Source organism: Rothia sp. P6271 (genome assembly GCF_048512995.1).
Lineage (GTDB): Bacteria > Actinomycetota > Actinomycetes > Actinomycetales > Micrococcaceae > Rothia.
Genome location: NZ_JBLXXV010000010.1, coordinates 1 through 23,481 on the forward strand (window position 1 = coordinate 1; position 23,481 = coordinate 23,481).

The 23,481-nt window shown below is 44.7% G+C and carries 24 protein-coding genes; 6 read left to right on the top strand and 18 right to left on the bottom strand.

Translation table 11 applies throughout. The annotated features are described in order from the left end of the window. The first annotated feature begins 117 nt into the window (after positions 1–117). Complete coding sequence (locus ACN08X_RS07285) at positions 118–1,368, top strand: MFS transporter (RefSeq protein ID WP_419108356.1); 1,251 nt, start codon at positions 118–120, stop codon at positions 1,366–1,368. Here the strand turns inward: ACN08X_RS07285 and dnaB are convergent. The 12 genes from dnaB to ACN08X_RS07345 all read right to left on the bottom strand — a co-directional run bounded on the left by dnaB (position 1,365) and on the right by ACN08X_RS07345 (position 11,437). Then, on the bottom strand, positions 1,365–2,726 hold the full coding sequence (dnaB, locus tag ACN08X_RS07290; protein ID WP_419101286.1) for a replicative DNA helicase: 1,362 nt from the start codon (positions 2,724–2,726) through the stop codon (positions 1,365–1,367). The two genes, ACN08X_RS07285 and dnaB, sit on opposite strands and share 4 nt — an antisense overlap. 172 nt (positions 2,727–2,898) lie before the next feature. Next, positions 2,899–3,228 (bottom strand): hypothetical protein, encoded by a 330-nt coding sequence (locus ACN08X_RS07295; protein WP_419101285.1) that lies wholly within the window; start codon positions 3,226–3,228, stop codon positions 2,899–2,901. A 112-nt stretch (positions 3,229–3,340) separates the two neighbouring features. Next, positions 3,341–3,790: a 50S ribosomal protein L9 gene (rplI, locus tag ACN08X_RS07300; protein ID WP_419101284.1), complete on the bottom strand. Its 450-nt coding sequence runs from the start codon at positions 3,788–3,790 to the stop codon at positions 3,341–3,343. A gap of 21 nt (positions 3,791–3,811) precedes the next feature. Beyond that, positions 3,812–4,048 carry a 30S ribosomal protein S18 gene (gene rpsR, locus ACN08X_RS07305; RefSeq protein WP_004005948.1) on the bottom strand — a complete coding sequence of 79 codons (237 nt, stop codon included), beginning with the start codon at positions 4,046–4,048 and terminating at the stop codon, positions 3,812–3,814. A gap of 82 nt (positions 4,049–4,130) precedes the next feature. After that, complete coding sequence (locus tag ACN08X_RS07310; protein ID WP_419108357.1) at positions 4,131–4,763, bottom strand: single-stranded DNA-binding protein; 633 nt, start codon at positions 4,761–4,763, stop codon at positions 4,131–4,133. Positions 4,764–4,872: 109 nt separating this feature from the next. Continuing rightward, positions 4,873–5,178 carry a 30S ribosomal protein S6 gene (gene rpsF / locus ACN08X_RS07315; protein WP_419101282.1) on the bottom strand — a complete coding sequence of 102 codons (306 nt, stop codon included), beginning with the start codon at positions 5,176–5,178 and terminating at the stop codon, positions 4,873–4,875. Between the two features lie 223 nt (positions 5,179–5,401). After that, positions 5,402–5,740, bottom strand: coding sequence for a TM2 domain-containing protein (locus ACN08X_RS07320; RefSeq protein ID WP_419108358.1), 339 nt, complete (start codon positions 5,738–5,740; stop codon positions 5,402–5,404). 98 nt (positions 5,741–5,838) lie between these two features. After that, positions 5,839–6,534: a response regulator gene (locus ACN08X_RS07325; protein WP_419101281.1), complete on the bottom strand. Its 696-nt coding sequence runs from the start codon at positions 6,532–6,534 to the stop codon at positions 5,839–5,841. Beyond that, positions 6,515–7,915, bottom strand: a complete 1,401-nt coding sequence (locus ACN08X_RS07330; RefSeq protein WP_419108359.1) for a histidine kinase — start codon at positions 7,913–7,915, stop codon at positions 6,515–6,517. Before ACN08X_RS07330 ends, ACN08X_RS07325 begins: the two co-directional genes overlap by 20 nt. Before the next feature lie 13 nt (positions 7,916–7,928). Beyond that, the gene (locus ACN08X_RS07335) at positions 7,929–8,744 is read right to left on the bottom strand and encodes an ABC transporter permease (RefSeq protein WP_419106557.1); all 816 of its coding nucleotides are present in this window, start codon (positions 8,742–8,744) and stop codon (positions 7,929–7,931) included. Continuing rightward, the gene (locus tag ACN08X_RS07340; protein ID WP_419108360.1) at positions 8,744–9,790 is read right to left on the bottom strand and encodes an ABC transporter ATP-binding protein; all 1,047 of its coding nucleotides are present in this window, start codon (positions 9,788–9,790) and stop codon (positions 8,744–8,746) included. Before ACN08X_RS07340 ends, ACN08X_RS07335 begins: the two co-directional genes overlap by 1 nt. A gap of 222 nt (positions 9,791–10,012) precedes the next feature. Next, complete coding sequence (locus ACN08X_RS07345; protein WP_419108361.1) at positions 10,013–11,437, bottom strand: CCA tRNA nucleotidyltransferase; 1,425 nt, start codon at positions 11,435–11,437, stop codon at positions 10,013–10,015. Positions 11,438–11,528: 91 nt separating this feature from the next. Here ACN08X_RS07345 and ACN08X_RS07350 point away from each other — a divergent pair, with 91 nt between their 5' ends. From ACN08X_RS07350 to trxA, 5 genes are all read left to right on the top strand, one after another. After that, positions 11,529–12,035 carry an NUDIX hydrolase gene (locus ACN08X_RS07350; RefSeq protein ID WP_419101276.1) on the top strand — a complete coding sequence of 169 codons (507 nt, stop codon included), beginning with the start codon at positions 11,529–11,531 and terminating at the stop codon, positions 12,033–12,035. Between the two features lie 32 nt (positions 12,036–12,067). Next, entirely contained in the window at positions 12,068–13,729 is a 1,662-nt protein-coding gene (murJ, locus tag ACN08X_RS07355) for a murein biosynthesis integral membrane protein MurJ (RefSeq protein WP_419108362.1), read from the top strand. Between the two features lie 97 nt (positions 13,730–13,826). Further along, positions 13,827–15,071, top strand: coding sequence for a serine/threonine protein kinase (locus ACN08X_RS07360; RefSeq protein WP_419108363.1), 1,245 nt, complete (start codon positions 13,827–13,829; stop codon positions 15,069–15,071). Between the two features lie 150 nt (positions 15,072–15,221). Continuing rightward, entirely contained in the window at positions 15,222–16,250 is a 1,029-nt protein-coding gene (gene trxB / locus ACN08X_RS07365) for a thioredoxin-disulfide reductase (RefSeq protein ID WP_419108364.1), read from the top strand. Between the two features lie 27 nt (positions 16,251–16,277). Next, on the top strand, positions 16,278–16,616 hold the full coding sequence (trxA, locus tag ACN08X_RS07370; RefSeq protein WP_419101272.1) for a thioredoxin: 339 nt from the start codon (positions 16,278–16,280) through the stop codon (positions 16,614–16,616). 66 nt (positions 16,617–16,682) lie between these two features. Here the strand turns inward: trxA and ACN08X_RS07375 are convergent, their stop codons facing one another. The 6 genes from ACN08X_RS07375 to yidC all read right to left on the bottom strand — a co-directional run bounded on the left by ACN08X_RS07375 (position 16,683) and on the right by yidC (position 23,469). Then, on the bottom strand, positions 16,683–18,341 hold the full coding sequence (locus ACN08X_RS07375; protein WP_419108365.1) for an alpha-keto acid decarboxylase family protein: 1,659 nt from the start codon (positions 18,339–18,341) through the stop codon (positions 16,683–16,685). A 341-nt stretch (positions 18,342–18,682) separates the two neighbouring features. Beyond that, positions 18,683–19,795, bottom strand: a complete 1,113-nt coding sequence (locus ACN08X_RS07380; RefSeq protein ID WP_419101270.1) for a ParB/RepB/Spo0J family partition protein — start codon at positions 19,793–19,795, stop codon at positions 18,683–18,685. Positions 19,796–19,983: 188 nt separating this feature from the next. Then, positions 19,984–20,847, bottom strand: a complete 864-nt coding sequence (locus tag ACN08X_RS07385; protein ID WP_419108382.1) for a ParA family protein — start codon at positions 20,845–20,847, stop codon at positions 19,984–19,986. A 452-nt stretch (positions 20,848–21,299) separates the two neighbouring features. Next, positions 21,300–21,944 carry a 16S rRNA (guanine(527)-N(7))-methyltransferase RsmG gene (rsmG, locus tag ACN08X_RS07390; RefSeq protein WP_419105860.1) on the bottom strand — a complete coding sequence of 215 codons (645 nt, stop codon included), beginning with the start codon at positions 21,942–21,944 and terminating at the stop codon, positions 21,300–21,302. Next, a complete protein-coding gene (locus ACN08X_RS07395; RefSeq protein WP_419105884.1) occupies positions 21,945–22,460 on the bottom strand; it encodes a protein jag in 516 nt (171 codons plus the stop codon). It abuts the gene before it with no gap. 31 nt (positions 22,461–22,491) lie between these two features. Next, positions 22,492–23,469: a membrane protein insertase YidC gene (gene yidC / locus ACN08X_RS07400; RefSeq protein WP_419108366.1), complete on the bottom strand. Its 978-nt coding sequence runs from the start codon at positions 23,467–23,469 to the stop codon at positions 22,492–22,494. Positions 23,470–23,481 lie beyond the last annotated feature (12 nt).

Consider the following 23,481-nt stretch of genomic DNA (forward strand, 5'->3'; position numbering starts at 1 on the left):
GCTCAAAAAAACCTGCCAGAGCACCCCATAAAGCCCAACAACAGTACCCAGCACCCAAAACGGCAACTACCATTACCACTAAATAGCATCATCACTCGAAGAAAAATACACCACCACATGAACAACACACACCCACACAGCCCTGAGCCCTGGAACGGATATTCAAAAGGCTCACGCGAATACATTTACATGCTCATTGCCATGTTCTGTGCAGGCATCGCTACCTTCGCCCAACTCTACGCACCACAAGCAATCCTCCCCTCCATCGCAACCGACCTAAACATCACCCCATCTAGTGCAGCACTAACAATCTCAGCAGCAACACTTGGACTAGCCCTTTTTGCCATGGTCTGGGCCTACATCGCCGACATCCACGGCAAAAGCAAAGCCATGTTCATCGCAATCAGTATCGCCACAGTACTCGGATTAATCAGCCCATGGGTTCACGACTTCACCATACTCCTCACCCTCAGATTTGCAGAAGGAGCAGCACTAGCAGGAATAGCAGGAGTAGCAATCGCCTTCATCACCGAAGAAACAAACCCACTCCACGCAGCAACAGCAAGCGGACTATATATCGCAGGAAACACCTTAGGAGGACTCGCCGGACGACTCTTCGCAGGCCCCCTCACCCAATGGGCCGGAGACTGGCGCATCGCCATCACAGCAGTCTCACTACTAGGAGCCATCACCGCACTCATCTTTATCATCAGCCTGCCCAAAGCCCGACGATTCACGCCCATCCCACGCAAAGGATCTTTCAGCAATACCCTCAAACAAGCCAAAAAACACCTCAAAAACCCAGCGATGCTTGCACTATACCTCTACGCATTCACTATGATGGGAACCTTCGTAACCATCTATAACTACGTAGGGTTCCTCCTCAAAGCACCACCCTATCTCTTCTCCGAAATAGCTCTCTCAGCACTCTTCCTCTCCTACCTACTAGGCACAATATCCTCATCAATATCTGCCCGATTCAGCACACGATGGGGAAACCTCAACGTCATGATAGGATCAACTGCCCTCCTTATCCTTGGCATAGCTCTCACGATGACCACAAACGTCACCGCCATTATTATCGGAGTCCTGCTCTTGACCTTCGGGTTCTTCTGCGGGCATTCCATCGCCTCAGGATGGACAGGACTACGAGCCACAACAGGAAAAGCGCAAGCAACAGCACTCTATAATCTCGCCTACTATGCAGGTTCAGCAGTTATTGGTTGGGGTAGCGGATTAATCTACAACACCAGCGGATGGTACAGCACAGCCTGGTTTTGCATCATTTTCACAGCACTACTCGTATCACTATGCGTCATGGTTTTAACACGAAACGATAAACCTCATAACGACGCACCAGTAGCCTAAGATTCAATACTAGGTGGCGTATCGTTGACCATATTCGCAAAGCGAGAATAATGTCCCTGGAATCCAACAGCAATGGTCTTAGTAGGACCATTACGATGTTTAGCGACAATAACGTCCGCTTCTCCAGCACGTGATGACTCTTTATTCTGAGCATCATCACGATGAAGCAAAATAACCATATCTGCGTCCTGCTCAATAGAGCCAGACTCACGCAAATCCGAAATCATCGGACGATTATCTGCACGTTGAGTAGAACCACGGTTCAGCTGCGACAACGCAATAACAGGAATTTCCAACTCTTTCGCCATCAACTTCAAGGAACGAGAAAATTCAGAAACTTCTTGCTGACGAGACTCTACCTTTTTACCAGAAGTCATCAACTGCAAATAGTCCAGAACAATCAGCTTAAGATTATTGCGTTGTTTGAGACGACGTGCCTTCGCCCGGATCTCCATCAACGTCATATTGGGAGAATCGTCAATATACAAAGGAGCGCTATCCATCTTTCCCACAGCAGCTGCAAGAGTAGACCACTGTTCTTCATCAAGTTTTCCCTGACGTAGACGAGAAAGGTTAATCCTAGCTTCAGCTGAAAGAATTTTTGTTGCAATTTCGTTACGGCTCATCTCCAACGAGAAAAATACCGTCGCCATATCCTTCTTAATAGCAGCATGGCGAGCAATATCCAGAGCAAAGGTAGATTTACCAATACCAGGACGAGCAGCAATAACAATCATCTGGCCAGGCTGAAAACCATCGGTTAATTCATCAAACTCAAAGAATCCCGTTGGTACACCACTAATACCGCTACCGCGAGCAACCTGAGCCTCGATATCATCAATGGTCTGATCCATAGCCTCTTTAAGCGGCACATAATCCTCTGAAGCGCGACGATCACTAATCTGATAAATTTCACCCTGAGCCTGATTGACGAGAGCCTCAACTTCGCCATCTTGAGAATAACCGAGTTGAGCAATCTTCGTACCAGCCTCAACGAGACGACGCAAAATAGCGCGTTCAGAAACAATTTCAGCGTAAAAGCCCGCATTCGCCGCAGTGGGCACAGACGTCGTCAAAGAATGCAGATAAGGTGCTCCACCAATACGAGATAGCTCGCCGCGTTTTGTCAGTTCATCGGTTACGGTAATAGCATCTGCTGGCTCACCTTGCCCGTACAAAGTAATGATTGCGTCATAGATACTCTCGTGTGCAGGCTTATAAAAATCCTCGCCACGAAGCACCTCAACAACGTCTGCAATAGCATCTTTAGAGAGCAACATTCCACCAAGGACAGACCGCTCTGCATCATCATCGTGAGGAAGAGTACGAACACCGTAATCAGAAGAATTTTGAGACACAATCAACCTTAAATTGTCGAGATATTTTTACAAAGAACCCCGAAGATTATTCACTATATTCACCTAGTGAAAACCATTATAAAAACACGTGGCAGAATAGCTGTTCCACGTGAAACATACTATGAGAAAAACTTATCCCAATGGAAGCGTTAGCACTTCATTCTGTAGAGAACTATCCCACAACAGAGATAGCAAGAAAGAATGTTGCAGGATTTGCCAGTAAGGAAACCAGTAAAAGGAGTGCATTATGCACTTTAAAACGTCGGTAACGAGCTAAACCAACAACCGCCAAAATGCTCGACAGTAACGACATGATAACGGCAAGAACCACACAGATGAGAAAAATCGTCAAACTATCAGAAGGCGTTCCCACGTTATTCCAAAATCCCAAAGATATCAGCAATAACGAAATCAGCTCAGCAACCAAGGCAATCAGAAACATCTGCAAACTTGGACGCAGCTTCGGAGCAGAATCCTTCTCCGACGAAACCAATGAAAACATGATCCCTTGACCTATTCTTCAAGCAATGAACATGATGATGACATAGAAGAAGTGCCCTCCCCCGTTGAAACAACAGGAAAGGACACTTCTTCTATATGCAATAAGCCATTACTTATGCAGCAACGACATCTAATGCAACCTGTGCAACAACGTCTTCGTGCAAACGCACAGAAACTTTGTAAGCACCGGTGGACTTGATAGCGGACCCAAGGTGGATAGCGCGCTTATCAACGGAACCTAGACCAGCAGCTTCAATTGCTTCTGCAATTGCTTCCGCACGAACGGTACCGAAAAGTCGACCTTCAGCGCCAGCTTTATGAGCTACGGTAACAGTAGCTGCAGCAAGCTTAGCTGCCTGTGCCTGTGCGTCTTCAAGAGAAGCCTTAGCGCGAGCTACACGAGCTGCGCGAATGGACTCAACCTGACGTTCGCCACCTTTAGTCCAGGTCACTGCAAAACCGCGAGGTAGCAGGTAGTTGCGTGCGTAGCCGTTCTTAACGGTTACGACATCGCCAGCAGTTCCGAGACCGGATACTTCCTGAGTCAGAATAATCTTAGCCATGTTCTTCTAATCTCCTTCTCTTTAGCGGCCAGCGCCGGAGTAAGGTAGCAATGCAACTTCGCGGGCATTCTTAATTGCCTGAGCGATTTTGCGCTGTTCCTGGACGGTGACGCCGGTAACGCGACGTGCACGGATCTTACCGCGATCGGAGATGAACTTACGAAGAAGTGCAACGTCCTTGTAATCAATAACAGTTACGTCAGCAGCCTTGAGTGGGTTCTGCTTTGGTTTGGGCTTACGAATTTCAGCCTTAGCCATCGTGGTGCTCCTTTTTCTTTGGGAGCCCGCGGAAAATACCGCGGGATGGGTTGGATATTTGGATTAATGAGGAAGGTTATCTTTAGAACGGAGGTTCGTCTTCTGCACCAGCGCCCCAATCATAGTTTCCACCAGATTGAGAACCCCAAGGATCTGCAGAAGGAGCAGGCGCTGCCTGTGGTGCAGGATTTCCTCCACCAAAGCCGCCACCGTTATAGCCGTTACCCCCGCCGAAACCGCCAGAAACTGAACCGTTATACCCATTGTTCTGGGTAGGAGCGGCAAAGTTATTGCCACCACCGGCGTAGCCTTGCGCATCTTGAGCGCCACCGAAGTTACCTCCGGAGCGCTGTTGATTACGGTTAACAGACGCAGAAGCAAAACGAAGGGATGGGCCAATTTCTTCGACCTCAAGCTCCATCGCAGTGCGACGTTCGCCTTCCTTAGTCTCATATGAACGGGATTTCAAACGCCCCTGAGCGATAACGCGCATTCCCTTATGTAGGGTTTCTGCAACATTTTCTGCTGCCTCACGCCAGATGGATGCTCGCAAAAAGAGGGTTTCACCATCTTTCCATTCACCACTTGCGCGGTCAAAGCTACGCGGAGTTGAAGCAATCGTAAAGTTTGCTACCGCTGCACCGTTAGGAGTGAAACGAAGCTCAGGATCACCAGTAAGATTACCAATCACGGTAATGACGGTATCTCCAGCCATTTGAGGCCTCCATTCATAGAGTTTTTCAAATAACAATTCATTCTGAGAGCAGTTATATCAAGAGTAAAAATAATCTTGTTGATAACCACATCAAAATCATGAATGAATATTATTTAGAAGAGATTTTCTGGTCTTCCGGACGGATAATCTTGGTGCGCATTACAGACTCGTTCAAGCTAAGAACGCGGTCAAGCTCTGCAGCAGTTTCCGGAGTGGAAGTGAAGTTAACGACGGCATAAATACCTTCAGTCTTCTTCTGGATTTCGTATGCCAAGCGACGACGACCCCAAATATCCATGTTGTCGATAGTGCCGTTGTCTTTGGTAACGATTTCGAGGAACTTAGAAAGAGTTGGCTCTACAGCCTTGTCTTCTACCTCGGGATTGAGGATAACCATTAGCTCGTATGCACGCATGATTAAACCCCTCCTTTGGGCTAAACGGCTATGGGATTTCCATAGCAGGAGATGTATAACAGTCAGTGCACCGCCGGAGATTTACCCATAAAGTACACAGACTTCACCTACTCTACAGTAAGAGCAGTATAAAGTGCAGAAATTTACCAATTTCAGCACAAGGTCACATGAATTACACCAATGTCATCTAAAACTGAATCTCAGGTCAATGCATATCGCATGGTTAATAACGGTAGGCTCGAGAATTCAAAATACCCACACGTATTGGCATCGTAAAGAGATCAATAACCATCAAAACACCGAGGAGGAAGAGAAACACCCATCCAATCAGAATAGGAGTCGTCAGCCAGCCAATCCCCAGCAAAAGAAGATACAGAACAAACATCATAGGCTGCCTCAAATACAACTTATGAATACCCCATACCCCAAGGAAAAACCACAATACATACGCAATCAGCAACGATTTTTGCTTCACGATATACACAGTAGAAGGGGCACCTTGATAGGAGTTTCGGCCTCCATGATTCATGTATTCCGGTGTGTAATGTTCTCTATTTGACATCAATATCCCCTTTCTTAGAAAGATCGTCGGGGAAGAACTTCCCTATTAGTACAACCGTTCACGTAGCTGTTTTATTCCTCAGAAACACGATTCGAACGCTACTGACCAGAAGTTCTATGTGGACGAACCATTCCAGATTCATACGCGAAAACAACAACCTGAACACGATCACGAAGATTAAGCTTTGACAAAATCGACCGTACATGTGTTTTAACAGTCGTCTCGGAGAGGAAAAACTGTTGAGCAATCTCAGCGTTAGAAAGCCCCTCAGCAATAGCACCCACCATATCTTTTTCGCGAGCAGTTAAAGAATCAATCAAATACTGGTACCCGTGAATAGCCGCCCGACCTAACGAAGAATCTTCAGCATACTCTTTCACGAGCCGAGCAGTAAGAGTAGGAGTCACCATAGATTCTCCAGCATTGACTGTATGAATAGCAGCAATTAAGTCTTCAGGGCGGATATCTTTGAGCACGAAGGCGCTAGCTCCAGCTCTTAAACCAGAGAAAGCGTATTCGTCGAGGTCAAAAGTTGTCAGAATAATGACTTTTGAATCACTCATACTCGTAATTTTCTGAGTCGCGGTAATACCGTCCATAACGGGCATCCGAATATCCATCAACACAACATCAGGATGGTGCTTTTGCACCATCTCAATCGCTTCTTGCCCGTGCGACGCTTCGCCAACAACCTCAATACCTGCATTTTCAAGAACGAGACGAAACCCCATCCTCAACAATGATTGATCGTCTACTAGCAGCACACGCAAAGGACTATTTTGTTGCTCTTGCATTATTTTCTACCTCGGATGTTTTGGAACGGTCTTTAGTTTGACTCGTTGATTCCCACAATAAATGAGCACGAACAGTCCAGCCTCCACGGTCATTCGCTCCAGCACGAAGCGATCCATGATAAGCAGCAACCCTCTCTTGAATACCAATAAGGCCCTTGCCGCTTCCAACGCTATTTTGTCTGCGAGAGATACCTCTACGTTCTATTCCACTTGTTCCATCATTGGCAATAATTACCACAATATTGGGCAGATTAACCTTAATGAGGACCTCAATAATATGTGCGTCTTGGGCATACCTTAAAGCGTTAGTCAAAGACTCTTGAATAATACGATAAAGCGTCATATGCAGCTGACTATCTTCAGGCAATTTTTGACCTTGCTGAGAAAAAGAAACAGGAAGACCCGTCGAACCAAAAGAATCGACTAGCGCTTTGAGATTATCGATGCCCAGAGTCTTATTTCTTTCTACTGGCGATAAAAGCTGTTGTGGGGACTCATCACGGAGAACTCCTAGCGTCTCTCGCATGTCAGCAAGCGCACTGCGTCCCGTATCAGACAGCTCTTTGAGAACATGTGACGTACGTTGAGGGTCTTTAGCGCTAATGGCTTGAGCACCATCCGCTAAAGCAATCATAACCGTCAAAGAATGAGCTACAACATCGTGCATCTCTCGTGCGATACGATGACGCTCCTCGATGGCAGCTAATTTCTGTGTCTTATCGAAGCTGCGAATAATTTCTTGGTCAAAGAGTCGATTCTTATGTACTTGTCGAGCGACAAGAAATACGACGAGGTTCATCAAAAGAGACGAAAGCGTCAGGAAGCCAAGAACTGAATAACTGATGATGACATATCGCGAGTCGTAGCTTCCATCGGAAGGTCCGCCTCTACTAATCCCAGCATATATGTATGGGTAATAGATAAAACCTAAGACGACGAGAAAGATACTAGTGGCAATAAAAATAGGAAGGGATTTTTTAAAAGGGTATTTAACTACTGCAGAATAAAGAAATATATAGAAGGTAATTCCAGTTGGAGATGTAAAAATTGTCTGAAGAATTTGCAGTTGCAAAAAATCTATACATATTGATAGGCATATCAATAGTACGGGAAATTTTTCCCTCCAAAATATTCCTGCAGCAAAGAAGAATGCTACACAAAAATAAATAGTAACATTTTTATCGTGGTCAAATATCTCTGAATCTGAGGAGAATAAGAGTTCTAGAAAAACAAAAAGTAAATTATTGACAGCCCAGAAGAGATTAACCCAAAAAGTATTTTCGTGAATCCAACGACGAATAATTCCACGGCGTTGCAGCACTAGACGCCGTCCTTCAGTAGCGACGGCGTCTAGTGATTCCGATGAACCTCGATGATTCATGAGTTTTTAGCTCTTAGCTATCGGTAAAACGGAATCGCAGATAGCCGAAGAAGGCAGGAACAGCTCCCCATAGAGCAAGGATAGAGGCTGCCATCGTATAGCTAATTTTCGCGTCGTCTGCTTTACCATAAGAAATCAATTCACTGCCTACTGGAAGTGGAAGATAGTTCGTGAAATCTTTAGCCCAGTCCCATGGAAGGAACAATAAGAAAACAATGTACGTTACCAAAATGGTGATAACAGACAGGATAATACCGCCAGCATTGTTACGCAGCAAGGAGCCAAAACCAAGGCCCATCCACGATACAAACATGCAGTAGAGACCAACTGCTACCCAGTTCAAAAGAACCCCTGAATTTAGTTGAGGAGATAGCTCTGGGATAATGGTCAAAGAGCCAATACCGAAGGAAATGGCGGCACAGATAAAGCCCCAGAAGAATCCGATAAAGCTCACAACAATGAACTTTGCTATGTACAAAGCAGAACGGCGAGGAACAATCGTTAGCGATGTATAGATTGAACGGGTGGAGTATTCGGATCCAATAAAAATCACCGCCCACGATGCGAAAAGCATGCTAGTGAAGGACATACCCGCTCCACCAATGCCTTGAGCAGAGTTGCGAAGCATATCAAGAGATGCCCCAAGGGTTTCGCTGTAGTTGATAGACAATGCCCCGATGAAGCCAAAGCCTGCCATCATTGCTAATACGGCAATGCCCATAACGAGGTGAGAGATGACAGTTCTAAATTTTAGAAATTCAGAGCGAACAATGCCACTAAAACGTAAACGTTGATCAGATGATGCGTGAAGTGCTGTATGCTGGCTCATTATTTTGTCTCCTTTGTAGAACCTTTTGACCAAGGTGCATCCGATGGGGAGTTTGTTTCAAACATCGTTGCTTTTGTTGCTTGAGGAATAGATTGAGAAACTTCACCAGAAGATAACGTTTCTTCAGCCTGAGAAGCTTCTATTCCGTGAGAAGAATATTCAACGGAGTCTTTAGTGAGTTCCATATAAACATCTTCTAAGGTGCTAATTTGAGGTGTTAATTCATACAGAAGAACACCGTGTTCTTGAGCAATCTGAGCAACTTCGCGGGAGCTAACACCAGAGACCATGAGGCCATCTATTTCGTGTGCCTTAGTAACGAGTTGACGTTCACGCAAGAGTGTATCGAACTGTTCACGATGATCGGTTCGCACCAAAACGGGGTTGTCAGCAGAACGGGCAAGAAAATCTTTAATAGAAGAATGAGCCAGAATCTTACCGCGACCGATAACGATAAGCTCATCAGCAGTCTGAGACATCTCGCTCATTAGATGTGAAGAAATGAGGACACAACGTCCCTCAGACGCAAGATGTCGAGCAAGGTTGCGAACCCAAATAACACCTTCGGGGTCAAGACCGTTAACAGGCTCATCAAAAATGAGGTTATGAGGATCCCCCAAGAGAGCAACAGCGATACCTAGACGCTGCCCCATACCGAGGGAGAAACCGCGAACTTTTTTATGAGCTACAGCGCCAAGACCTGTGAGTTCAATGACTTCATTGACTCGTTTTTTTGAGATTCCATGGGTCAAAGCAAGCGAGCGCAGATGTTGGATAGCTGAGCGTCCCGGATGCATTGCTTTAGCGTCTAAAAGAGCACCAACGGATAGCATCGGTGAGCTGAGTGTTTTATAAGTTTTTCCTTCGACAAGAGCTTTGCCAGAGGTTGGTTTTTCTAAACCAACGATCATGCGCATTGTGGTTGATTTTCCGGCGCCGTTAGGGCCAAGGAATCCTGTAACTTTCCCATCAGGAACATTAAAACTGATGTTATCTACGGCTGTTTTTGAGCCGTAGCGCTTCGTAAGCTGGTGAACTTCTAACATAAAGATCGCTCCTTATCCTGAGCGTAGGGTATGAGGTGGTTTATGTTCTTCATTCTACGAAGTTCACCATAAGAGCACCTCATCCCTAAGGATGAACCTTGAATTTTCCTTTAAAGATGCGTAAGAGTCGGTGATAAAAATATCTAGTTAACAACATATCCCCTAGTGGTTTACATATTCCATATGAGGAATATGTAAACCACTAGGGGGGTAGAGGTGACCTTATTGCTCTAGAATACCTTCTTCTTTAGCCCACGATAATAAACGTTCACGAGCATCTTCTTCAGATAAGACACCTTCATCCAAACGCACATTAAGCAAGAACTTATAAGCCCGACCCACAACAGGACCAGGAGAAATACCCAGAATCTGCATAATCTGTTCACCGTCTAGATCTGGACGAATAGCATCCAACTCCTCTTGCTCAGCGAGAGCCGTGATACGACGTTCTAAATCATCATAGGCACGGGAAATACGCTGAGCCTTACGCTTATTACGCGTTGTCACATCAGCACGCGTCAAACGGTGCAACCGCTCCAGATATGCCCCTGCATCACGCACATAACGGCGCACAGCAGAATCACTCCACCCAGCATCACCATAACCGTAGAAACGCATATGGAGCTCTACCAAACGAGCAACAGCTTTGGTTGTGTCATTATCAAAACGCAAAGCACGCATACGCTTTTTAACCAACTTCGCGCCAACAACATCATGATGCAAGAAACTTACAGAACCATTCTTCTCAAACTTGCGAGTAGCAGGCTTGCCAATATCGTGCATCAATGCCGCAAAACGAAGAATGAAATCGGGAGAAGGTACTGCCCCCTGCTGGTCAGTTTCTTGAGCGGCTGCCTGTTCAAGAACCGTCAGAGAATGTTGATACACATCTTTATGACGATGGTGCTCATCAATTTCTAATTTAAGCGCCGGTATCTCAGGCAAAACATAATTCGCAAGACCAGAATCAACAAGAAGATCGATGCCACGACGAGGAGCAGCTGCTGTGATGAGTTTAATGAGCTCATCACGTACACGCTCAGCAGAAATCATGTCAATACGTTGAGCCATCTTCGTCATAGCATCAAAGACTTCAGGAGCCACATCAATATCAAAACGCGCAGCGAATCGAGCAGCTCTCATCATTCTCAGAGGATCGTCTAAGAAAGAATCTTCAGCTCGTCCAGGAGTTCGAATGACACCAGCACGTAAGTCTCTAAAACCCCCGTAAGGATCCACAAGCTCTAAAGAGGGTAGACGCAACGCCATGGAGTTGATTGTAAAGTCACGCCGAAAAAGATCGTCTTCTAGAGAATCACCAAAAGAAACAACAGGTTTACGCGAATCGTGACGATAAATTTCTGCCCGATAGGTAGTAATTTCGACAGTTTCATCGCCCTTTCTTAAACCAATAGTTCCGTATTCTTTACCAATTTCCCACGTCGTATCAGCCCAGTCATCAACAATTTCTAGAATTTGATCGGGGGTAGCGTTGGTTGTGAAGTCTAAATCTGTTGCTTTTTGAGCAAGGAAAAGATCTCGAACAGGACCACCCACCAGAGAAAGTTCATACCCAGACCGTACGAAAAGCTCGCCAAGGGATAGAGCGATGGGGTCAATAATAGAAGAGTCAAAAAGATGCGCCATAGTCATACCATCGTGCCAGATAAATGACCGTTATACCCGTATCCCACACAATAATCAGGCATAGACTCATTTCATCGGTTAAGGTAGAGACATGACTTTTCCTATACCTCGGGCTCCCAAGAAGCGGGCAATAACCCCTATTTCTCTCTTGCCGACGGTAGAAGAAGTCTCTGCAGGAGGGGTTATCGTCGACCTTGACAAGCCTAATTTTCCGGTAGCTATTATTGCCAGAATGAACCGCGGAGGGCGTTTAGAGTGGTGTTTACCGAAGGGACACCCTGAAGGATCAGAAAATAACGCTCAAGCGGCAACACGCGAAATCGAAGAAGAAACAGGAATTTCTGGACAAGTTCTTTCTCCTTTAGGAAGCATTGACTACTGGTTCACTGTCGGCGGACGAAGAGTACATAAAACAGTTCATCATTACCTTTTAGCTGCCACGGGAGGATATCTCACCACAGAAAAAGATCCAGATCATGAGGCAATTGCCGTCGATTGGGTTAACATTGACGATTTAGGGCGTAAACTCTCATTTTCGAACGAACGACGAATTGCTGAGATTGCGCGCGAATACATTATTCACCAGCTCTCCTCGTGAGAAGCTCTCTCAGCAAAGATTAAGGGCACAACGTGGCACGTACAGGTGCAGTATCTAGCGCAATTATGGCATCGGGGACGATGGTTTCCCGTATTCTTGGGTTCGTTAAAACCATTCTCATTACCGTTGCTATCGGCACCGGAACCGCAATGGGAACTATTTTTGAAACGGCAAACACCCTACCTAACTTGATTTATGTTCTTGTTGCCGGAGGTATTTTTAACGCCGTCCTTGTCCCACAAATTATTAAAGCAGCAAAACACGATGACGGCGGCTCAGACTTTATTTCACGGTTAGTTACCCTAGCGACTGTTGGTATCGCCGCTGTAACCGTCGTTGTCGTAGCTTGTTCTGTGCCTATTATCTCCATCATGGGACGAACTTGGACGGAAGAACAACGCACCTTAGGGCTGATTTTTGCGTTGTGGTGTCTTCCGCAAATTTTCTTCTATGGTTTCTATACCATCATCGGACAAGTTCTAAACGCTCGGGGTGCTTTCGGCTGGTTTATGTGGTCTCCAGTAATCAACAATGTGGTAGCGATTATTGCCCTTATCCTCTTTATCAATGTTTTTGGTCAACAAACTAACACTGTTCCGCCGTTACACACTGTGAACACGTGGAGCACTGCTCAGACGGTCGTTCTTGCAGGATCAGCAACGTTAGGTGTTGTAACTCAAGCGTTAGTGCTTCTTATTCCTCTGCGTCGTATTGGTATTCGTATTCGCCCAAAGTTTGGGTGGAGGGGGATTGGTCTTGGCGCGTCCGTTAAATTAGCAGTGTGGACATTAGCTACTGGAATTGTTTCTAACCTTTCATTCTTTTATCTCATACAAATTGCTTCAAATGTTATTTCACAAGATGGAAAAATTGTTCCTGGGATTCAGGCGCTCAATTACTCGTCTATGCTGTATTCATTACCTCATGGTGTTATTGGACTTTCTATTGCAACATACCTTTTCAATAAAATGTCCCATGCATCACAAGAGAATAATCATCAAAATGTAGTACATGCTTTATCTTCTGGTCTAAGAGTTTCTTCTATTGCAACTATTTTCTTATCTGTAGCTCTTATTGTTTTTTCAGGACCGGTAGGAGTATTATTTGGTAACGGAAATAATACTTCTGCTGCCCTCATTGCTCAAACAATTTGCATTATTGCTTTAGGCGGACCTTTCCTCACTATTTCTTTTATGATGGGAAGAGTTCTCTACGCAAGAGAAGACGCAAAAACTCCATTTATTATTCAGCTCATCTCTGCAGTAGTTATCGTTGGGATGGGATTCTTCGCGTCCCAACTTAACCCGCACTATATTGTCTTTGGTTTAGCAGCAGCCTATGCCTTACAGAATGTTCTTTCTGTGGCCCTAAGCCATATTTTCCTCAAAAGGTATCTTGGGGACTACGACGGGATTAATATTCTTTCGACTCATGCTCGCGTTGGCCTTGCATCCTTCGTTGCCGGTATTTTCGGTTCACTAGTTCTCTGGATACTTGGCGGCTATTCATTTGATGGGTTTGCATGGTCAGGAACAACTCCGGCTCTCATCACAATTGCTGTAGGCGGAACTATTATGTCTTTGGCCTATTACATCGCTTTGCAAATCTTTAAAGTACAAGAGCTCGATGCTCTTATCTCCCCCATTGCGCGAAAACTTATGCCACAACGTCACCAATCTCGACACAAAATATAGATTTATTTTCAACAGACAGAACCCAACACGTCGTTATAACGGGTAAGATTCAGAAGAGAATCACCGTCTTAAATATTTAGAGCCTTGGAGGGCTACCTTGTCTCATTCACATTCCTCCCATCCCATTGCTATCAACACTGTTCTAGGTGAGCGTTATCGTGTCACCGCTGCTATTACGCAAACAGAACACGGCGACGCAGTTTTGGAAGGTAAAGACCAGGTTCTGAATAGACGCGTGTCGATTGTCGTAGCTTCCCCTACTCATAATGATCGTTTGATTGCTAATGCGCGCCTTGTTGCCACGACATCGCGCTCCCCCATTCAGGTGCTTGATTTGGGCAATAGCGAAGGACGAACGTATCTTGTCACTTCCTATTCACGCCCCGAAGCGCTTTTAGAGAATCTTTTGGCAGATTCATCGGCAGTAGCAGCTTCCTCCGAAACGCAAGAAGCTCTTGGTCAGGAAATTTTTGGGGATGAGGTAGCAACGGGAAAGACTCCTTATGCTGAGGTATCAGAACCAACACCAGAAGATACCTCAATTTCTGCGGTACGAACTGTTGAGGATCACGAGACTTTAGCTCCATCTACCGTCGAAGATTCCTCTTATGACGAAGAATATGATGAATACGATTATCCTGATGAACCAGAATTTGATGATGAAGATGATCAGCGTTCTGGTGGAGTATGGATTGTAGCTATTGCGGCTATTATTCTTCTTGTTTTGGGCGTAGCTATTGTTTTTTCTTCCATCAATGGCATGGTTTCGAAGAAAAGTGAGAATGAAAACGTAGCTGCCGCTAGTACTTCTGCTACGGCCAAGCCTTCACAGAATAAGTCCTCAGAGCCTTCAGAAACACCTTCTCCAAGCGTTTCTCATGTTCCGCCAAAGATTATAAGCGCATCTCGTCTTGTGCCGTCTTCTCCAGATTTTATGGCAGATCAGGATGCGACTCTCCCCCAAATGCTCGATGGTAACCCAGCAAGTACATGGATTAGCTACGGTTTCGCAACTCCTAATTTTGGTGGCGCGACCGATTCCTTCGCTTTGGTATTCCAACTTCAAGAACGTACCGTTGTTTCTGAACTTACGATTGAACAGATTAATGGCTCAGGTGGCGCATTTACGGTATATACCAACAATACGCCTTCTTTGGATGGTGCAACGGAAGTTGGTTCAGGCTCTTTCAATGCGCCAAAAGTCAACGTCAAACTTGACCAGAAGAAGCAGGGTGAAGGCATTCAGTATGTTCTAGTGAAGTTCACAGAAGCTCCTCTATTGGGTCAGCCTATTGCTGGTTATAACTATGGTGTGCGCATTGCTGAAGTAACAGCCCGATAAAGTTCTTTGACGCGTTTTCTCGACTGCCGCCTGATGTATTCTTTTTCTACCTCAGGCGGCAGTTGTTCACATAGGCTCAAGAGTTTGGAATAATCAGAGCTACATCATGGTTCTATTTGATGAACACTATTTCTATGAAAGAAGGATACTTTGCCAAACGAGTCTTTGGGCGGTCTTTTCTCTGCTCCTACTGGCGTCAAAGTGGACACTGCAGCCGTAGAGGCTGCACCCACTGCAGAGGCTGGGGACAGTCAGATTCATGACGTCATCATTGTTGGTTCTGGCCCGGCAGGGTACACTGCAGCGATTTATGCTGCTCGAGCTAATTTACGTCCTCTTCTTTTTGCGTCCTCTGTTTCCCCTGGTGGCGATTTGATGACAACAACTGAAGTAGAGAATTTCCCTGGTTTCGTTGACGGTATTCAGGGCCCTGAATTGATGACAACTATTGGGGCGCAAGCTGAACGTTTTGGTACTGATATCCGTTACAAAGATGTTGAGTCGCTTGAGCTTGAGGGCGAGGTCAAGAAAGTCATCCTCAGTGATGGATCTACTTTTTTGACCAGGACTGTCATTATTTCAACAGGTTCTGAATATCGTAAGTTGGATGTTGATGGTGAGCAGCGACTTTCTGGTCATGGCGTTTCGTGGTGTGCCACTTGTGATGGTTTTTTCTTCAAAGGTAAGACTCTTGCGGTGATAGGTGGAGGAGATTCCGCCGTTGAGGAAGCTCTCTACCTAACAAATCATGCGGCAAAAGTATATTTGGTTCATCGTCGTGATACGTTGCGAGCATCAGAGATTATGCAAAAGCGCGCTTTTGACAATCCTAAAATTGAAATGGTTTGGGATTCTGCTGTTCAGTCAATCAATGGGGAGGATAAAGTTTCTTCTATAACGTTGACTAACACTAAGACTTCAGAAGAATCTGAGCTCGTAGTAGATGGGGTATTCGTTGCTATTGGCTCTGATCCACGCACAGCCCTCGTTCGCGACATATTAGAACTGACTGAGGCTGGAACTATTGCCGTTGATGGGCGTTCTTCACGTACCTCAATCCCTGGTGTTTTCGCTGCTGGAGATGTGATTGATTCGACGTATCGCCAGGCGATTACAGCTGCAGGTTCTGGCTGTGTTGCGGCGCTAGATGCCCAGCATTATCTTGAATCTCTTTCTTAGATAGAGATAGTTTTCATCCACCACTATATGAAGGAAATAATTATGGCTAATCAAGTAACTGATGCAACTTTTGCTGACGAGGTTCTTCGCTCTGAGAAACCTGTCATTGTTGATTTTTGGGCGGAATGGTGCGGTCCTTGTCGTATGCTTGGACCTGTTATCGATGAAATTGCTGAAGAATATTCCGAACAGGTTAAAGTTCTCAAGCTTGATGTAGAAAATAATCCTGAAACAGCAATGAAATATGGCATCACGTCTATTCCAGCAGTTTATGTTTTCAAAGATGGTGAAGTCGCTCATCAAAGTGTTGGAGCAAAGCCTAAGGCAGCTCTTCTGAAAGAGTTTGCTCCTTTCCTTGGCCTCTAACACCTAAAGGCTCTCATTAGGGTGTTGGTTGTGTTTCACGTGAAACACAACCAACACCCTATTTTTTTATTGAGAGTTCGCTCGTGCTAAAGCCTTCGCAACGTCGTTGAGTAGTTGAGGGACATCATCTTTATCCATAATAATTTCCATAAACACCATGCGATCACGAGTTTTATTAGTAATACGGCAAGCATCTAATAATTCTTGGGCAGTTCGGACTTTAAATAAGAGGACGTCATCTTCACCTGCACCAAATGCAGCAGGTATAAGATCCCATTGATAACGGTGAATATCGTTATAAGGCTGTTGAGGCCCATGAATAGCTCGTTCAACGGTGTATCCGTCATTATTAATAAGAATAATGACCGGATTAATTTTCTCACGCAGCATTGTTCCAATTTCTTGGATAGTTAGCTGCGCTGACCCGTCTCCAATAAGTAGAACACCTCGTGACGACCTATCTGCTATTGACGCTCCGAGCATCGCTGGCAAGCTATATCCGATAGACCCCCACAGTGGTTGCCCAATAAACATTGAGGATTCTGGAAATTTCCTATTCGCCATCCCGAAGAAAGAAGTTCCTTGGTCAGCAACAACAATATTTCCAGGAGTCAACTCTCCAGAAAGCAAATCCCACAAGGTATCTTGCGTCAAAGAAGCGTTCATATCAATCTTTTGAGTTTGTTCTTTGACTTCTTTTTGGAGAGGGTATGGCTTGGCATCATATTCTCGAGCAACCTCTACAACAATCTCTAAGGCTGTTTTAATGGTCAATGGAGTGAAAACTTCATGCCCGATGCGTGAAGATTGCGGACGAATATGAACCGTATTCTCGGGAAGTTTCTGAGAGAATCCCGCAGTAGTAGAATCAGTAAATTCCACACCAGCACTAATAAGAACCTCTGCATTCTCAATAGCGTCTTTAGTTCGCTCATCAGAGACCACCCCTGCATATACTCCCGCAAATTGAGAGTCACTCTCGTCGACAAGAGTTTTGCCCCACATTAATGTAGCGTGAGGGAATCCCGTTTCTTTGAGGAGTGTCTTAAGCTGTTCACGTGCTCCCATACGATGCACCAATAAATCAGCGAGAACACTCACTTCTTTCCCGGCAAGAACCTCACTCAAAGCCTTTCTAAAGGCTTTTTGAGCACCTTCAGAGGATAGTGCAACATCAGTTTGAAGAGGCTCTCGAGGCGGTGTAGTCTCCACTCTTGCAACATCGGTCGACAACAAGAGGTAACCTGGTCGACGACGGATTACTACTTCACGAATCACGCGATCAATTTCAGCCGTTGCTGTAGCATGGTCAAGGTCTGCTACGGCACAGGAAACTTCCCGCGCCATTCTCATAAAATGTGAGAAATCACCATCGCCTAACGTGTGATGCATTTTCAGATGGTTTGCTTGATTTTCTTTACTTGGAGCACCAACAATATGCACGACAGGAACATGCTCAGCATAAGAGCCAGCTAAAGCATTGATCGCAGAGAGTTCTCCGACCCCATAGGTGGTAACAAGGGCACCTAGTCCACGAACCCGAGAATAACCGTCAGCACTATAACCAGCATTAAGTTCGTTTGCGCTACCAACCCAAGATATATTTTTATGTTCTACGATGTGATCTAGAAATTGAAGATTAAAGTCTCCGGGGACTCCAAATATTTCAGTAATCCCCTGCTCTGCAAGCCTGTCCAACAGGTAATCACTCACTGTATAACTCATATAGTCCTCATCTCTTTTTTATCAATGCAATAAAAAATATTGCAAAATATTCTTAGCTGTTTTCAGAATCACACAAAGGAGGAAAAGTTGCAAGACAGGTGAAACACAAAAGGGAAATTTTCCAGCATCTTACTAGTGCGACTCCCTCTTGTTCCACGTGAAACCCTCCTTAAAAGAGGTATTCATGCAGTATATTTAACCGCAAAAGGTTTATATCCTTCATAAAATCTCGTTTCACGTGAAACATTTCATTAGAAGACAGCAAGAAAACCTTACACTTAAAATAAATAATGCGTGAAATAAATATATTTATTTCACGCATTATTAATAAATATAATTATCTATTTTTTATCTATATTTGGATCGAGAACAGAAATAATTCTATTAAGGTCTTCCACAGAAGCAAATTCAATAGTCATTTTTCCTTTACGGGCACCTAATTGAATTTTAACATTTGTATCAAGCCTATCAGCGAATGCGTCTGCAATATAATCCAAGCGTTCATGATGCTTTTGAGGTCGAATTGTTTTAGGTTCTTTTTTAGGCTGTTCCGAAAAATGTGATACTAGTTCTTCTACAGCGCGAACAGACAAACCTTCATTAACAATTTTTTGGGCAACCTTTTCCATTTCAGCATGAGTTTTCAACGACAATAACGCCCGAGCATGCCCCGAAGACAATACACCAACAGCGACTCGGCGCTGCACGAGAGCAGGAAGCTTTAGAAGGCGAATAGTATTCGCAATCAACGAGCGAGAACGCCCAATTTTTTGGGCTAATTGTTCTTGAGTAGTTCCAAACTCCTCAAGAAGTTGCTGATACGCTGCAGCTTCTTCAATAGGATTAAGCTGGCTACGATGAAGGTTTTCTAATAATGCATCACGTAGCAAATCAACATCATGAGTTTCTCGAACAATAGCAGGAATCGTATCGAGACCAGCTCGTTGCGTTGCGCGCCAACGACGCTCCCCCATGACTAATTCGTATTTTTCCTGACCATTTTCACGGCTTTTTCTTACCACAATAGGTTGTAAAACACCTATTTCTTTAACAGAATGAACAAGTTCTTCCATATCTTGCTCATTGAATTCAGTACGAGGCTGTTTTCTATTGGGGTGAATATCGTGAACATTAAGAATGGTAAATTGAGCGCCGGGAACAGGGATTAGCCCACTGTCAGACTGACTTTCTCCGCCAAAGAAGAAATCGACAGGTCGCCTATTAGAAGTTGAACCACGAAGAGCTGCTCCCATGTCTGCACGTTTTTTCTTCGAATCCTTCTGCTGGGTTTGAGATGTTCCACGTGAAACATTCTTTGAGTCACCATTGTGTTGAGGAGCATTTTGAGATAAGCGATCTGCAGTTTGAGATATGTGAACGTTCTTCTCTGTATAGTTCTCAGTAGGAATGAGAGCGCCAATGCCTCGACCTAGCCCACGCTTCTTTTCTGCCATAGTAAGATTCTCCTCTTATTCAGTAGACCGTCTAAGTCTAACTGTTTCACAAGAAACATAGGGAGAAAGATGCGATGTTTCACGTGAAACTCTTAAATTGTACGCTCTTTTAAAAAGTTGTTATTCATGAATAAAAAGCAGTTGCTTCCTTTTTTTCACATAAAACAACCTATTTAGATTTATAATAATTATTTTCTTTTTGCTATTTCTATAGCAGCTTCTATATAAGCTCTAGAACCAGTCGATGAGACATCATAACTAATTACAGTCTGCTGATAGCTTGGCGCTTCTGAGATACGAACAGAACGGGGAATAACAGCATCAAGAACTTCATTCGGGAAGTGAACTCTTACTTCATCAGCTACCTGAGAAGCTAGATTTGTTCTTCCGTCATACATTGTCAAAAGAATAGTGCTCAACACAAGATCAGCATTAAGATGTTTCTGAATCATCTGGATGTTTTTGAGTAGTTGACTCAACCCTTCCAACGCGTAGTATTCACATTGAATAGGGATAAGAACTTCTTGAGCCGCAACAAAAGCATTAACGGTCAGCAGACCAAGGCTTGGTGGGCAGTCAATAAAAATATAATCAAGGCGTTCTAGCCCTTTATCTTGACGCCATTGCTCATATTCTTGAATTGCTCCTCGCAGTCGGTTTTCACGAGCAACCATTGAGACAAGTTCAATCTCAGCTCCAGCAAGATTAATATTTGCAGGCGCACACCAAAGCTTTTCGACGTCTGGACACGGTTCAATAACATCAGATAAAGGAACTTCGTCAATGAGTACGTCGTAGACGCTAGGCACATCGCTTCCGTGTTGAATACCTAAAGCTGTTGACGCGTTGCCTTGAGGGTCGCTATCAATGACAAGAACGTTCATTCCTTTAGTGGCAAGAGCGGCCGCTAAGTTGACCGCGGTGCTTGTTTTCCCGACGCCGCCTTTTTGATTCGAGATAGCAAATACGCGGGTTTTTTCTGGTCGATTCAAAACGATTTGTTCCAGTTCCTTAAGTTTCTTTTTCTCACTTAAAACCTCTGCAGAAACCATGCTATCGAGCCCTTTGCTCCGCACCTGTTTCTCTATTTTCTGACGCGTTTCACGTGAAACATAACCGCGATCCAGCCGAGGAGTGCCTGCACTTTCTGGTGGATCCGGCGGCATTCCAAAATCAGGAACATTAATTGCTATTTTTTGGTTCATGAGGTTCCAGTCAATCCTAACTTTCTCCCCTCAAGAGCAATATAGAAAATTCGGCACTACGACATGAGGGTGCTACTTAGATTACCTGTTTATCAGTGACATATCGACAATATTTACAAATAAAAACCTTAAAAGGTTGTTCTTAAAGATAAACTCCCAAATATTAAAAATCGCACAGGCAAGATTCACCCCATCACATACCAGGCACAACAAACTTAACAAATATAAAAAACGGTGGTATCAATACCTTGCAGTATTGATACCACCAAAAAGTAGAATCGATTTACAGATAAAAGCTTCTAAAGAGAAACTCTCACAATAGTCGTCGGTTCATCAAGAAGCCCTTCACCAGCACTAAGCACCTCTACAGTACGAGCACCATATTTATTGAGCTTCTTTTGCGCCTTAGCAATTTCTTCTCCAGCAGAACGTCCTTTAATCGCAAGCAACTCACCAGTACCACGAAGAATGGGAAGAGTAATATCAACAAGTCCCACCAACGCCGATACAGCACGAGCCGTCACATATTCAACGTCTACCATGCCGATAGCTTGCTCGGCACGAGAACGCAAAATTGTCACGTTCCCCAGTCCCAAATCTTCAACAACTTCATCAAGCCATATCACACGACGCTCCAGAGGCTCTATCAGCGTAATATCGAGGTCTGGACGAGCAATAGCCAAACAAAGCCCTGGAAGGCCGGCACCGGAACCCACGTCAGCGATTGAAGCGTCTTTCTTGATATATTCCTGCACCACAGCGCAGTTCAACACGTGACGCCCCCACAAACGAGGAACTTCTCGAGGCCCGATAAGACCTCTCTCAATACCACTAGTGGCAAGATGCTCAACATAGCGTTGAGCGAGCGAAAGCCTCTGACCAAAAATCTTTTCTGCAGCGATTCTTTCAACGCCGGTTAGCTCCGGAAGAATATCCTGAGTCATTTATGCCTCCGGAACAGAGATAACAATGTGACGCCCTGCCCCTTCTCCTTCAGACTCTGAATAAAGACCATTTTCAGCGACAAGATCATGAACAAGTTTGCGTTCATAAGCACTCAAAGGCTCCAAGTGGTAGTCTTCTCCAGTTTCTTTGACCTGCGCAATAGCTTCTAGTGCCATAGAAGTAGCTCGTTTAATACGTTTTGCGCGATATTCACCGATATCAAGAACCAAACGGGAATGATTTCCCGTAGCAGCAAGCACCGATAAACGCACTAGTTCTTGCAAAGCAGCAAGAGTATTTCCTCGTTTACCGATAAGAGCTTTAAGCTGTTCGTTCTCACCATCTTCACTAATAACAGAAAGATATGTGCGGTTATTACGAATCTCAATGTCGATATCTCCATCAATATCAGCGATATCAAGGAGTTCCTCAAGATAGTCTGCGGCAATGTCGCCTTCATCTTCGAGGTATTTGAGCTGATCTTTTTCCTCGCAGTTTTCGTGTTCTTCAGACATAGGTGTTTCTTCCACAAGATGCTCCATCAAACTAATTCTTCTTTTTCTGTTGTTGACGCTGACGTTTTTTGCTGACAGGCTGTTGGCGTTGCCCTTGAGCTGCACGTTCACGTGCTTTTTGCAATTCTTCTTCGTATTGTTCTTTAGTCTTACCGACCGGTGGCAGACCTTTTTCTGCGCGACGAGCGTTGAGTTCTCGTTCTGCCTGAGAACCGGGCGTTGGGTTATTACGAATAACCCACCATTGCTGCCCTACAGACCAGATATTTGAGACAGTCCAATACACAAGAACACCGATAGGGAAGTTAATACCAGAAATCAAGAAGATAACAGGGAAGATATAAATCATCATCTGCTGTTGGCGATACATGGGTGACTCTTTAGCCGCATCAGACACGTTTTTAGCGCCCAGCTGTTTCTGGGATACAAACATGGATACAGACATCAAGACGACGAGAGCGCCAGCGGCAATAATCGTGCTTGCGTGGTTTCCGTTCCCGGGGTTCAACATTGTGGAAAAGAGCGGAACTTGTCCAAAAATATACGAATCATTGAACTGTTTGACTAGGTCACTAGAAAGCATCAAAATGCCTTCATGTTTTTCCGCCGCGTGAGGAATCCCTCTTAGTACTTGGTAGAGCCCAAAGAAAATTGGCATTTGAGCCAGAATAGGGAAACAAGATGAAAGCGGATTAGCTCCGCGTTCTTTATACAGAGCCATTTGTTCTTGCGCCATAGCTTGACGTGAGAGCTGGTCTGTTTTACCTTGATATTTTTTCTTCAGTTTTGTGAGTTCTGGCTGAAGTTCTTGCATCCCTCGCATAGATTTAATCTGTTTAAGGAACAGAGGAATAGTCAGAGTACGCATCACGAGCGTTAGCCCGACAATAGCAAGTACCCAGGTCAGACCCGAGGTAGGGTCTAACCCGATTGTAGTGAAGAGTGAATGGAATACCCAGAGAATAAAGGAAACAATCCATTTAAAGGGCCAGAGAATGGCGTCAAACATCGAGTTCTCCTT